Consider the following 13,726-nt stretch of genomic DNA (forward strand, 5'->3'; position numbering starts at 1 on the left):
TTGCAAACAATTTCCCTAAAATCAAAAATTTCCACATAAAACACTAATTAGCAACACTTTGTAGTAAAAGTTTGACTTATTTTGTTTACATTAGATACTGATTACCAGCCCCTCTATAATTCTCCTCCTACTTCACAGCTATTAATCAATAACTTTTAATTAATCTCAAAAATCATGAAACAAAAACTTCACCCTCTAAAGTTGTTTTTATTGTTGATGCTGATACCTTTATGCTCTTTCAGTCAGGAAAAACCAAACATTTTGGTTATTTGGGGCGATGATATTGGTACCTGGAACATTAGTCACAACAACCGCGGTATGATGGGCTACAAAACCCCAAACATCGACCGAATTGCTAAAGAAGGCCTTGCCTTTACCGATTATTATGCGCAACAAAGTTGTACCGCTGGTCGGGCAGCTTTTATTGGTGGCAACGTCCCCGTAAGAACTGGAATGACCAAGGTAGGATTGCCTGGCGCTGCCCAAGGTTGGCAAAAAACCGATGTGACCATGGCAACTGTTTTGAAAAGCCAGGGATACGCAACTGGACAATTTGGCAAAAACCACCAAGGCGATCTGGACGAACACCTCCCAACCATGCATGGCTTTGATGAATTTTTAGGAAACCTGTACCACCTCAATGCCGAAGAAGAGCCTGAAAATTTTGATTATCCAAGAGATATGAAAATGAAGGACGGCAAAACCTTTTTGGAAAAATATGGGCCAAGAGGAGTGCTTCATTGCTGGGCCGACGGAAAAGGAGGTCAACGTATTGAGGATACAGGACCTTTGACAAAAAAACGCATGGAAACCATTGATGACGAAACTGTAGCGGCAGCTAAAGATTTTATCAGAAAAGCAGTAAAAGATGGCAAACGCTTTTTTGTATGGTGGAATGGTACGCGTATGCACTTCCGTACCCATGTTAGGGAAGAACATCGCCATCCTGGTAATGATGAATATACCGATGGTATGATAGAACACGACGGCAACGTTGGAGAGCTCTTGGATTTATTGGATGAATTGGGCATTACTGATAATACGGTGGTGATGTACTCTACAGATAATGGTCCTCACTACAACACTTGGCCAGATGCCGGGACCACGCCTTTTAGAGGGGAGAAAAACTCCAACTGGGAAGGCGCCTACCGTGTGCCAACCTTTATTAAATGGCCTGGACATTTCCCTGCTGATAAAACTTTAAACGGCATTGTGTCCCATGAAGATTGGCTGCCAACCTTTGCTTCCATTGCTGGAGCTCCCGGCATTAAGGACAAAATCAAAAAAGGAGTCTCCTTAAATGGCAGAAGCTATAAAAATTATATTGATGGGTATGATTTAACCGACTATCTTACTGGAAAAACAGAAGAATCCCCACGTCACGAATTTTGGTATGTCAACGACGACGGACAAATTGTGGCCGCACGTTATGATGACTGGAAAGTTATCTTTTTGGAAAATAGGGGTGAAAAATTCGGTGTTTGGATGGAACCTTGGGCGGAACTACGGGTTCCTGTTATTGAAAACCTAAGACGAGACCCCTTTGAAAAAGCCCAACACAACTCCAACACTTACTACGATTGGCTTTTGGACCGCGCCTATGTATTGGTCCCTATACAAGGTTTGGCTGCCAATTTCCTAATGACCATGAAGGATTACCCACCTAGCCAGACCCCAGGTTCGTTTAATTTGAGCGCCGTTGAGGAAAAACTGAAATCATCCATAGGCGGTAACTAAAACTTACCATTTTAAATAAAATCCAGTTTCATGCTGCAATAGGGTGAAACTGGATTTTTTATTCTGTAAATTAGTAATGTTCCTTCTATTTTAAATTAAACAACAAAACAGTGCATGGTTAGAAATGTTGAAATGAGCGATGCTGAAGAAATTTCAAACATCTATAATTACTATATCAAAAATACCGTGATTACCTTTGAGGAAACTCCTATTACCAAAGAGGAGATGGCAGAGAGAATCAAAACCAATAGCGCTCAATACCCTTGGATTGTTTACGAAGAAAATAATGAAATTTTAGGCTATGCCTATGCTATGGCTTGGAAATCAAGATCTGCTTATCGATATACTGTTGAAAGTACTGTTTATCTTAGGTACGACCAACATGGAAAAGGATTGGGTACCCAACTCTACAAAAGCCTTATAAATCAACTTAAAAAACAGAAATTCCATGCGGTTATTGGAGGCATTGCCCTACCCAATGATTTAAGTATTGCACTTCATGAAAAACTAGGTTTTGAAAAGATTGCCCAATTCAAAGAGGTGGGCTATAAGTTTGAAAAATGGATTGATGTTGGCTATTGGGAACTCATTTTTAAGTAACAATAGTATAAACAATGACAAACTTATAATAGCACTCCCTAAAAAACTCCTCTTAAAAAATATAAACACCTGAAAATCACTCGGTTTCTGATTTTTATATTGTAATTTTATTACACCTAACACAAAATCAATCACTTAAAATTATTCTTTAACTAAAAGGATAAAAGAATCATTACTTCAAAGAGATTGGCATCCTAACAAAACTACGCGCTTTTAAGTTATAGGCACCTATGTTCTAAAAATATTCAAAACCATCTATTTTGAATAATCATCATTAATCAAAAAAACACACAATTATGAGAACACATGCCTTAATTATCTTAGTATCGATTATCTTATTGGGATGCGAACCAATCGACAATCAACCTGACATGATAGAAATTGAACCCACCTTGATTGCTAAGGACAATCTTTATGGTGCTGGAGCCGAAGGATTAGTAGAACAGAAAATGATTATTACTGAAGAAAGAGCTTGGAAAATTCTATTGGCCCAAATGAATTCAGTAAACAATGTGTCCGATAATTTTTCGGAAACGGATATCGATTTTTCTCAATATCAAGTTATAGCCATATTTAGCGAAGTACTTCCTAATGGAGGCTCTAGTTTGGATTTTAATATGACTGCCAATGTTGAAAATATCATCTTTAGGATTAACACACTAGGTTCCGATGGAATCGCAACCACAGTGATGACGCAACCTTTTCTTATTGTGAAAATTCCAATATCCAATTTGCCTATAGTATTTCAATAACTCCTCCTCATTACCCCTATCATAATTCATTGCGTTGTTTTTCACACTGAAATGCGACGCGATGTTTTTCTCTCACAACTCCATTTAAAACCAAATTATTTAAGGATAGCTACTGCGCGAGCATATCATATATAAAGCGTAATTTTACTTGATTTTTAGCAGAAAGTATATTTCCAGGTTTGAATATATTGTAGCCTAGTATACTATAATCTATTAGACAAGAACAAACGAAGGAGAACTTAGCATTAAAACCTCAACCATGAACAAAAAGCATTACGGAGCAAAACCCACCAACGACCATATCACCCAATATGCCAAGAGCCCCAATTGGAACAATGATAAATTCCAAAATTTGGAAGAAACTATCATGTCCATCAGTATACAAAACCTTCCCAAATTACTGTACAAACAGTTTTTTAAAAAGCAGGATCGTGAACCCAAAACGCACCTGCCAATAGAAACCTTCAATAAAGAACAGTTTCTCTCACCTTCCGAAAACACCAAATTTATCTGGTACGGACACTCCGTGATATTACTGCGTATGCAGAACAAAACTCTCCTGATCGACCCTATGTTAGGACCAGATGCAGCGCCAATTGCGCCCTTTCCTGTAAAAAGATTTAGCAAAAACACCTTGGACCTGATTGAAGAATTCCCAGAGATTGACCTTGTGTTGATAACCCACGATCATTACGATCATTTAGACTATAAAAGCATCAAAAAACTGAAGTCAAAGGTGAAACAGTTTTATGTGGCCTTGGGGGTGGGGCGTCATTTAGAGAAATGGGGAGTTCCTAATGATCAAATCACCGAATTCGATTGGTGGGAAAAAAGTTCATTTGAAGGGATCGATATCTCCTTTACTCCCACCCGCCACTTTTCAGGTAGAGGACTTACCGACAGGGCAAAATGCCTTTGGGGAGGCTGGGCGTTTAAAACGTCTTCCGAAAACATCTGGTTCTCTGGCGATGGTGGCTATGGCAAACATTTTAAAGAAATAGGAGACCGATTGGGCCCCTTCGATTTTGGATTTATGGAATGTGGCCAATACAACCAAAATTGGCACCTTATCCACATGTTCCCAAAAGAAAGTGTGCAAGCGGCTCGGGATGCAAAAGTACAATGCATCATGCCTGTGCACTGGGCTGGCTTTTCCTTGGCGCAACACAGTTGGCAAGAACCCATGGACGCTTTTTTAGATGCTGCACAAGGCAACAAGAGTGCCCATATCCATCCAAAATTGGGTGAATTGGTCGATTATAAAAATCATGAGAATAAAGTTTGGTGGAAAGACTAATACTCTTGATACCGCTCTTAAATCTATTTTCAAACAATACAAACTAAACAATTCTATTTCAAAAACTTACCGTTTCACCTATCCATTCCTAAAAAACCACTAACTTTAGATACCCTTCCCTACTAAAAACATTCCTTTTCCTCACCTAAACAATGGCGTCATGAGAAAACTGATCATGTGGAACATCATCACACTAGACGGCTACTATGAAGGCAATGAGCCTTGGGATTTATCCTTTCACAATAAGGTATGGGGACCTGAGCTTGAACAACTAAGTATCGAGCAACTGCACTCGGCAGACTATCTCATATTCGGACGTTTGACCTATGAAGGGATGGCGGCCTATTGGACCAACGCCGAAGGAGAAATTGCCGATTTAATGAATCAAATTCCCAAAATTGTGGTTTCTCAAACCTTATCAAACGCCGAATGGAACAATACCACACTCATTAAGGAAAACCCATCAGAAGAAATCTTCAAATTAAAAGCTCAACAAGGAGGCTACATGTTTGTGTTTGGAAGTGCCAACCTCTCCAAAATGTTGATGAACGACCATCTGTTCGACGAGTATCGTATTGGGATTGCTCCCGTTATTTTGGGTAGTGGCCGCCCACTCTTCTCTCAAGGTTTAACACCAAAGCACCTGTCATTGGTTTCTATTCAACAATTAGTAAATGGAGGGATTGTTTTAAAATACATCGAACAACCCACTGAGGACATTTAACATAGAAACTCTAAAATATTAGCACAAACTGCAAATAGGGCAATGTAACTCAAGCTCTACAACTATTCACCATAGGCACCTTTGCCCAATTAGGACTTATAGCCACAAACAAGAGCAACTAGCCAGAGAGCAACTGCACTACACATCATCAGCTTAACCTCAACTCCAAAAAAATATTAGTGGCGTCCACCACCATAAAAGTCAACACCTACATGAGGTGACACATGAGGTCCATTGGGGCCGAAACGCATGTCTACCCCCACATTGGTATGGGCAGAGCCACAGGCAGCTAAAAGAAATAAGAACAAAATAACGACGAGAACGGAAAAGGATTTATGTATTTTCATTTTAAGGAGTTTTAATGTTATTGATTCCAGATTTGAACGGCGAAAGGCGCTCCATTAGGATCTTGAATGATGGCTACAGAACCATTTCTGATATCCTGCTGAGGTTCGAGCATTATTTTGGCTCCCAAAGAAACCGCCTTTGTAGAAACGCTTTCGACATCCACCACTTTAATGTAAGGTAACCAGGCTGATCTCATGTTGGCAACTGGATTTTTCATGACACCGCACTGCTTCTGATCTCCTGATTTCAAGATGAAATAAGGTACCTTTTCTTCATTGTTTTCCATGGCAGCATAGGGAGCTACCCCCTTATAATAGTCTAAGGAGCCCGTAACATCATTGGTCCACAGCTCGTTCCAAAGCCAGGAATTATTGGCTACTTGAAATTGAGGATCTCCAGTTTCTGAATGGACGTAAGCCACATAGGCCCCCTGCGGATCTTGGACCAAAGCAGATCGGCCTCTGCCCTTAAAGTTGGAAGGTTTAAATAAGGTCTTTCCTCCTTTGGCCGTATTATATTCCACCGCTTTGTCGACATCGGTCACTGAAACAGAACTCAGCCATTCCCCAGAAGGATGCGTTGCTACATTTAACGGAATAATACCGCCAATGGCATGGCCTCCGCTATAGATGACATGATAGGCCATATCATCCGTACCAAGGGACTTGTAGGTCCAACCAAAAAGGTTAGCATAAAAATCCATAGCCTGTTTCGGATTAGGCGTGATCAAATCATGCCAAACAATCTGACCGTGATTGTATTGGATAGAATCAGAGGTGGACAAAGTAGGGTACTCCGTCTGATCGCATGACAGCGTAAAAAACAAAAACAAGAGCGCAATTAATTTGGGGATTCCATTTTGACTAACTTTCATATTTACAGTATTTTACAGTGAGAATTTATTCATATAAAGATAGGGATTTTCTTAAAACAATTAACAGTGGAAATAATTAAAAGATTTATGATGGTTATAGTCATGGTAATAACGACTACCGCCTCTTACAATACTGTTCCTTTTTCCTGAATTCAAATATTTCTAGGGTCTTGTCTTAAACCCAATTTCCTACTCCACAGGATATCCAAACTACAAAAATCATGGTCTTCCGTGACAGTACCATAGCAAGCATACACCCCAATGCCGTGAATAGGATACAAATCGACCACTTTTGTAAAATGTACCGTATCAAAATATTGCCCCTCCTTGTCAATAAAAGTACAAAACCGAATACGCTTCCCTTGGGATGTTTTATGAAACCTTGTATGTACCAAAGCACCATACAACAACACCTGTTTATTGACATACTTTTTAAAATCTTTAACCAATATATGAGGCATCAAAGTCTCCTCCACCAAATCAAAATACCCACAGAGAGGAAAGCCTAACAACTCCATTTGGTCATAGGCATTTTCCAACCAATTGCCATTTAGCTTTGGCAGTTTATAAGTTTTGTGCTCAGGTTTAAACAACAATGCCTGAGAAGACTTCAACTTGTTTTTATTGAGTTTGAACATGGCCTGCCATAACAGTTCCGTTTTGGGCTGCCCCGTAAACCTAAAAGCTTCTATCCTAATCAAGATGGACAGCTGCTCTACACTAATATGTACCCTGTCAATAAAATCATCCAAGGATTTATAAGCCCCGTAAAGTTGGCGTTCTGAAAGGAGTCGTCTTATAGTATAGTGTTCCAATTGTTTGAGATAGCCCAAGCCCAAGTAGATGCTATCTCCCTGAATGGTTATGGGATGGTCGCTTGTATTGACACAGGGAGGATGTACTTTACCTCCGCACATCTGGGCTTCGTGGATGTAATGTTCGGTGCTGTAAAAACCACCACCATTGTTGAGCACCGCTACCATAAATTCCAACGGATAGTAACATTTAAGATAGAGGCTTTGATAACTTTCCACAGCATAGGAAGCAGAATGCCCTTTGGCAAAGGCATAGCCTGCAAAACTTTTTATCTGCTCCCAAACCTCTATGGTAAGAGTATCGGGATAACCCCTTTCCCTGCAATTGGCAATGAACTTTTGCTCCACTTCCAAAAACTCGGCCCTCGAACGGAACTTACCACTCATCCCTCTTCTTAGCACATCTGCCTCTCCAAAATTTAGCCCCGCAAATTGATGGGCCACTTTTAAGACATCTTCTTGATAAACCATGATACCATAGGTTTCCGGCATAATATTGAGTAGCATGGGATTGGCCTCCTTCCTCCTTTCGGGGTGACGTTGACGGATGATATATTCCTGTTTCATTCCGGAACTGGATACTCCTGGCCTGATAATAGAGCTTGCCGCCACCAACCCCAAATAATCCTGTGTCTGTAATTTTTGCATCAACCCCCTCATAGCGGGAGACTCTACGTAATAAGCCCCAATGGCCTTGCCCTGTTTGAGAAGATTATTGACTTTGGAATCCCGTTTGAACTTTTCCACATCAGTGATGTCTATAGGAGGTAGATTGGGATTATTCTGTTTGATAAGCTCCAAGGCATCCTTGATTTTGGCAAGACCCCGTTGGCCCAAAATATCAAATTTGAAGACGCCCACATCCTCAGCAATAATCATGTCGAACTGTACCGTTGGAAACCCTTTTGGCGGCATGTCTGTAGCGGAGTAATAATGGATGGGCCTGTCCAAAATTAAAATGCCACAGGAATGAACACTGAGATGGTTGGGAAACCCCTTTATCAATTGACCATACTTTAGTACCAATTTTGCCATGTCGTCCAATTGGTCATGAGGCACTTTACCACCACTCAGTTTATCAATCTCTTCCTTAGGCAGACCAAAGACTTTCCCTATTTCCCTTACTACGCCACGGTATTTAAAGGTGTTGTAGGTAGCCAAAAGGGCTGTATGCGGAAACCTTTGGAAGATATAAGCTGTAATATCTTCGCGTTCCTTCCATGAAAAATCAATGTCGAAATCTGGAGGCGAGGTCCGATAGGGATTGATGAACCTTTCAAAATAAAGATCCAACTCAATAGGGTCTACATCGGTTATCCCAATTAAATAGGCCACAATACTATTGGCCCCACTCCCTCTGCCCACATGGACATAGCCCTGTTGATTGGCATAATTCACAATATCGTAATTGATCAAGAAATAAGACACAAAATCCATATTCCTAATGGTATTGAGCTCTACCTCCAAGCGTTCCAATACTTGTTTGGACGGATTTCCATAGCGCTTTGAAAGCCCCTGATAACTGAGGTCTTTCAGCATTTCGAAATCCTTTTCAGCACTATCCAAATACAGGCTTTGGTTTTGGGAATTACGTTCTTTTCCAAATTCAAAGTTTATACTGCACCCATCCAAGAGCTGTTGTGTATTTTGAATGATATGTGGATATTCTTGAAACGCTTCACACAATTGGTCTAAGGGTAGCATTTTATCATTTTCACTGCACTCTTCAGACTTCGGCAGTTTACTTAGCAGTGTATTGTTATCGATGGCCCTTAGCAATCTGTGGGCATTGAAATCCTTTTTGTTCCTCACGGTAACCTGCTGCTGCATGACCAGTTTATCCTTATACTCCCTGTAATGACTAAAGGGCAGTTTTCTCAAATCCTGGACACTGACCCCAATGAACTCGTTAACAGCAAAGGATTCCTTTTCCATTTGCATGACCTGTTCAAAAGGATAGACCACAAAGGCATTGGCAAAGCATGGCGCCTGTTCAGGAAGCGGCTTGTTTTGGCGAGTATGTTGAGACAAAAAACTGTTGAGCTCCCTAAAGCCCTCATTGTTTTTCGCCAAGCCTACAAATAGCTGTGAGACGCCATTTCTAAAGTCGATACCCACAATTGGTTTAATATGATATGCTTTGGCCGTGCGGATAAAATTTAGACAGGCAGAGGTATTGTTGATATCGGTTAAAGCCATTGCTTGCACGCCATTTTGAACGGCCAATTCCAAGAGTTCTCCTTCGGAAAACGTTCCGTAACGCAAGGAATAATATGTATGACAATTGATATACACGACAATTCTTTATTGGTTGCGGTGCGCCAATACAATAGGTGGCTCGCCATTGAATGGATTATTGAAGCGCCCGATGGTTTTAGCCCCCATGGAAGCAGCCTTTTGGATACTGAGTTCCCCAAAGCGGTTACGGATATGGTCCATGGCACTGTAGAGTCTTAACATTTCCTCAGTATCATCGAATAGGTTAATTTGATAATTCCCAGATACCAAATCACTGAACTTAACACCTACCAACCTGATGAGCAAGCGACGTTCATACAACCTGTCGAAAAGTTCCATGACCTTGGGAATGATAACATGGTCTGCACTGGTATAGGGAATCTTCAACTGTTTGGTATGGGTATTAAAATCGGAATACCTAATCTTGACCGCAATACAGGCCGTTAACTTTTCCCCTTTCCTTAGCTGAAAGGCCAAGTTTTCTGCCATGGCAAAAATGGTAGTTCGCAACTTGAGCATGTCGATGGTATCCTTATTGAAGGTACGCTCGGTGGAAATGGATTTGCGTTCATGAAACGGGATGAGTGGTGGATTGTCGATACCCTGCGCCCTTCTCCAAATAGTCCGCCCATTGGCACCCAATACCGTTTCCATCATTTCCAAAGGCATTTGCTGTACCGTAGCCACTTTATCGACACCCAAATTGCGCAGGGTATGATAAGTCTTTTCACCTACAGAAGGTATTTTCTTAATGGACAAGGGCGCCAAAAAGGGCTTTTCAAAACCGTGATCTATACGCAATTGGTTGTTCGGCTTTGCTTCTCCAGTGGCCATTTTGGATACTATTTTATTAGCTGAAAGCCCAAAGGAAATAGGCAAACCTGTTTCCTTCATAATAGTTCCCCTTAACTCTGTAGCATATTTATAACTGCCAAAAAACTTGTCCATCCCACTGAGGTCTGCATAGAACTCATCAATACTAGCCTTTTCAAACACGGGCACCCTTTCCCTTATAATTTCAGTGACCATTTGCGACTGTTTGGTGTAGATGGAAGCATCCCCCCGGATGACCACCGCTTCAGGGCACAGCCGTCTTGCTACTTTCATGGACATCCCTGAATGTATACCAAAGCGTCTGGTCTCATAACTGCATGCAGCCACAACCCCTCTATCCCCCGTTCCGCCTACCAATAAGGGCCTTTTTTGAAGGCGACTGTCTATGAGGCGTTCACAGGATACAAAGAAGGTATCGAGGTCCAAATGCAGAATATTTTTGTTCATTTTGCAAAGTTAGCTACATATTTGAGCAGTTATTGCTTATATTTGTAGCAAACAAAATCAACCTCCTTTTTACGATGTAACCATGACAGCACTTTCTAGAAATATCAGTCATTTGCGGGAGCTTAAACGCATTACCCAAGAAACCCTTGCGGAAGATCTTGGTATTACCCGATCCCGAGTAAGTTCGTATGAAGAAGGGCGTTCGGCCCCACCCATTGAGCTACTTATCAAACTTTCGGATTATTTTAAATTGCCCATTGATGTGTTGGTACGGCACGACCTTACCAAAGGGAGCGAACATTCCTTTATTGAACTACGGAACCAGCGGGTACTGTTCCCCATTACTATCAACTCTGAGGGCGATGATTTGATTGAAGTGGTTCCCGTAAAAACCTCTGCCGGGTATTTGGCCGGTTATGACGACCCCGAATATATTGAGCAATTAGAAAAAATAAAGCTTCCTTTTTTACCCACCGGCAAGCACCGTGCCTTCCCTATAAAAGGAGACTCTATGTTGCCCCTGAAACCAGGTAGTTATGTGGTGGGAAAATTTATTGAGGACCGACGGGATATCATGGATGGCCGTTCATATATCTTGTTGACCCAAAATGACGGAATGGTGTACAAACGGGTAAAAGACCAAATTAAGGACAATAACACCTTGTTGTTGGTTTCGGACAATCCACAATACCAACCCTATGAAGTGCCTATTGACGAAGTCCTGGAACTTTGGGAATTCACCTGTAGCATCAACACCCAAGAATACGACCCGCACGAACTAAAAATTAGTAGTATTTTGGAAATGTTCAACAGTTTGGGAGTGGAATTGGAAGCCCTTAAAAAAGCCCTATAATGCACTACACCATTATCGATATTGAAACCACTGGAGGTCAAAACATCACCGAAATTGCCATGTGCCGGCATGACGGCACCAAAATCATTGACAGCTACAGTACTTTGGTGAACCCACAGGCTTATATCCCCGATTACATCACGGCATTAACAGGGATTGACAACGCCATGGTAGCTGAGGCACCTACCTTTTCCGAAATTGCCGAGACTATTTTAAACTTTACCCAAGACAGCATTTTTGTGGCCCACAATGTCAATTTCGATTACAATATCATTCGGAATGAGTTCAAAACATTAGGTATTGATTTCAACAGAAAAAAACTTTGTACCATACGTCTATCCAGAAAACTATTGCCTGGGCACGCTTCCTACAGTTTGGGTAAACTATGCAGAGCTCTCAATATAGACATCCAAAATCGGCACCGCGCCAAGGGAGATACCGATGCCACGGTGATATTGTTCGAAATGTTATTGGCTCAAGACGGATCGAAAAATGTCTTTCAGGATTTTTTACGAAAGACCTCCAAAGAGGCTACACTTCCGCCCCATTTACCTAGTCAGGTTTTCAATAGGATTCCCAATGCACCAGGCATTTATTATTTCAAAAACAAAAAGGGCAAAATTATTTATGTTGGAAAGGCCAAAGACCTCAAAAAACGGGTTTTGGGACATTTCTACAACAAAAGCCAAAAAGAACTGGATCTTTGTCGAGACACTGCAGATATTGATTTTGAACTTTCCGGTAGCGAAACCATTGCCCTATTAATGGAAGATGCGGCTATCAAACATCATTTCCCGGCATACAACCAAGCGGCCAAACGGCCACCAAAAAGCTATGCTGTATTTTCATATCAAGACCGTCAGGGCATTTTACATTTAGCCTATAACACACTAAAATCGGCACCCAATCCCATTCAGATATTCCATGGCATTAGGGAATGTAGAAGCTATTTGGAAACTTTGTGCCTAACCTACGAACTCTGTCCAAAATACTGCCATTTACAGGAAGGTGTTTCGGAATGTTCCCACTACGCCATACACACTTGCCATGGTATTTGCCGACAAGAAGAAACTGTTGCCAAATACAACCAAAGGGTTACCGAGGCTATCGAGCAGATACAAAACACCACTAAAGATATCGTCATCAAACAAACGGGGAGACACCCTGAAGAAGAAAGCTTTATTCTCATTCAGAACGGTTCTTATAGAGGTTATGGCTTTGTGGATAAATCGGAACAAATTATGCACAGCTCAGATCTTGAAACCTTTTTGATTCCGCAAAAAGACACTATAGATATCCAACGGGTTTTACGACCTTTGATTTTGAAAGCAACCAACTCCAACTAACAAATGAAAACCCTACAACTAATTAGCATATTTCTTTTGCATACCTCTATTACCTCTTGCAAAGAGAATACCAGCAAGGAAACCGCTGATGTACAAATTGAAAACACTGAACCCGAAATCACTATTGATGTGTTAGAACACGATTTAAAAAAATGGTGGACTTACCATTCCTACAACATTTCTTTATCTTCCAATTTTAAAGGTTTAAATGAACATTCTGATACAATTGATAAAAAACAATTTTTAGAAAAATTGATTAAAGGAAATTATATCCCTTTAAAGTTGAACTCCAATACCCAATTTGAAACTTACAAACTTTTCAAACTGGATTCGACCGCCAACGAAAGTATTGTAAACACCATAAAAAGTGTGTCATCCATAAACTTCAAACACTTCAAAATGGAAGGAAAGTCGTTTCCAAAATTTGACCTTACAGACCTCGACGGTAATCGCTATACTAACAAAAGCACAAAGGGAAAAACCATCATATTAAAGACTTGGTTTATAAATTGTAAATCTTGCGTTGCTGAATTTCCTGAACTCAATGAATTGGTTAAAAGATACCAACAAAAAAATGACATACTTTTCTTGAGCTTGGCTTTGGATTCAGAAAATGAATTGCAAGATTTCTTAGAGGGCAACAATTTCAACTATCAGGTAATTGCCAATCAGCAAGAGTTTATCAAAGAAAAATTAAAATTACAAATCTTCCCTACCCATATCATAGTAGATGAAAATGGCACAATATTAAAAGTGGTAAATAAGGCTTCTGAAATGATTTCATTTATTGAAAATGAAAAGAACCCCATTGAAAACCTTCCTCCTCCTTCTCCAATGTAAAATCATAATCCATATTTGCGC

At 40.6% G+C, this 13,726-nt stretch carries 12 protein-coding genes; 8 read left to right on the forward strand and 4 right to left on the reverse strand.

What is annotated here, in order from left to right:
* Positions 1–174 precede the first annotated feature (174 nt).
* From BKM32_RS00485 to BKM32_RS00505, 5 genes are all read left to right on the forward strand, one after another.
* Complete coding sequence (locus BKM32_RS00485; protein ID WP_083702043.1) at positions 175–1,737, forward strand: arylsulfatase; 1,563 nt, start codon at positions 175–177, stop codon at positions 1,735–1,737.
* Positions 1,738–1,851: 114 nt separating this feature from the next.
* Positions 1,852–2,337: an arsinothricin resistance N-acetyltransferase ArsN1 family B gene (locus tag BKM32_RS00490; protein ID WP_076662026.1), complete on the forward strand. Its 486-nt coding sequence runs from the start codon at positions 1,852–1,854 to the stop codon at positions 2,335–2,337.
* 296 nt (positions 2,338–2,633) lie between these two features.
* Positions 2,634–3,089, forward strand: coding sequence for a protease complex subunit PrcB family protein (locus BKM32_RS00495; protein WP_076662028.1), 456 nt, complete (start codon positions 2,634–2,636; stop codon positions 3,087–3,089).
* Between the two features lie 259 nt (positions 3,090–3,348).
* The gene (locus BKM32_RS00500) at positions 3,349–4,386 is read left to right on the forward strand and encodes an MBL fold metallo-hydrolase (protein WP_076662030.1); all 1,038 of its coding nucleotides are present in this window, start codon (positions 3,349–3,351) and stop codon (positions 4,384–4,386) included.
* A gap of 160 nt (positions 4,387–4,546) precedes the next feature.
* Positions 4,547–5,110 carry a dihydrofolate reductase family protein gene (locus tag BKM32_RS00505; RefSeq protein WP_076662032.1) on the forward strand — a complete coding sequence of 188 codons (564 nt, stop codon included), beginning with the start codon at positions 4,547–4,549 and terminating at the stop codon, positions 5,108–5,110.
* Positions 5,111–5,286: 176 nt separating this feature from the next.
* On the opposite strand, the gene BKM32_RS16425 is transcribed toward BKM32_RS00505, so the two are convergent.
* The 4 genes from BKM32_RS16425 to dinB form a co-directional block, all read right to left on the reverse strand.
* Positions 5,287–5,457, reverse strand: coding sequence for a hypothetical protein (locus tag BKM32_RS16425; RefSeq protein WP_171971839.1), 171 nt, complete (start codon positions 5,455–5,457; stop codon positions 5,287–5,289).
* 17 nt (positions 5,458–5,474) lie between these two features.
* Positions 5,475–6,332, reverse strand: coding sequence for a VOC family protein (locus tag BKM32_RS00510; RefSeq protein ID WP_076662034.1), 858 nt, complete (start codon positions 6,330–6,332; stop codon positions 5,475–5,477).
* Between the two features lie 152 nt (positions 6,333–6,484).
* Complete coding sequence (locus tag BKM32_RS00515) at positions 6,485–9,442, reverse strand: DNA polymerase III subunit alpha (protein WP_076662036.1); 2,958 nt, start codon at positions 9,440–9,442, stop codon at positions 6,485–6,487.
* Positions 9,443–9,451: 9 nt separating this feature from the next.
* Entirely contained in the window at positions 9,452–10,666 is a 1,215-nt protein-coding gene (gene dinB / locus BKM32_RS00520) for a DNA polymerase IV (protein WP_076662038.1), read from the reverse strand.
* A gap of 82 nt (positions 10,667–10,748) precedes the next feature.
* Between dinB and BKM32_RS00525 the strand changes: the two genes are divergently transcribed.
* Genes BKM32_RS00525 through BKM32_RS00535 form a run of 3 tightly spaced genes read left to right on the forward strand, consistent with a single transcriptional unit; the run spans position 10,749 to position 13,705 of the window.
* Positions 10,749–11,519, forward strand: coding sequence for a LexA family transcriptional regulator (locus BKM32_RS00525; RefSeq protein ID WP_053975474.1), 771 nt, complete (start codon positions 10,749–10,751; stop codon positions 11,517–11,519).
* Positions 11,519–12,865: an exonuclease domain-containing protein gene (locus tag BKM32_RS00530; protein WP_076662040.1), complete on the forward strand. Its 1,347-nt coding sequence runs from the start codon at positions 11,519–11,521 to the stop codon at positions 12,863–12,865. Before BKM32_RS00525 ends, BKM32_RS00530 begins: the two co-directional genes overlap by 1 nt.
* 3 nt (positions 12,866–12,868) lie before the next feature.
* Positions 12,869–13,705, forward strand: a complete 837-nt coding sequence (locus tag BKM32_RS00535; protein ID WP_076662043.1) for a TlpA disulfide reductase family protein — start codon at positions 12,869–12,871, stop codon at positions 13,703–13,705.
* Positions 13,706–13,726: the final 21 nt, after the last annotated feature.

Origin of the sequence: Mangrovimonas sp. DI 80, from assembly GCF_001975575.1 — a bacterium.
In the GTDB taxonomy this organism is placed as follows: Bacteria; Bacteroidota; Bacteroidia; order Flavobacteriales; family Flavobacteriaceae; genus Mangrovimonas_A; species Mangrovimonas_A xylaniphaga.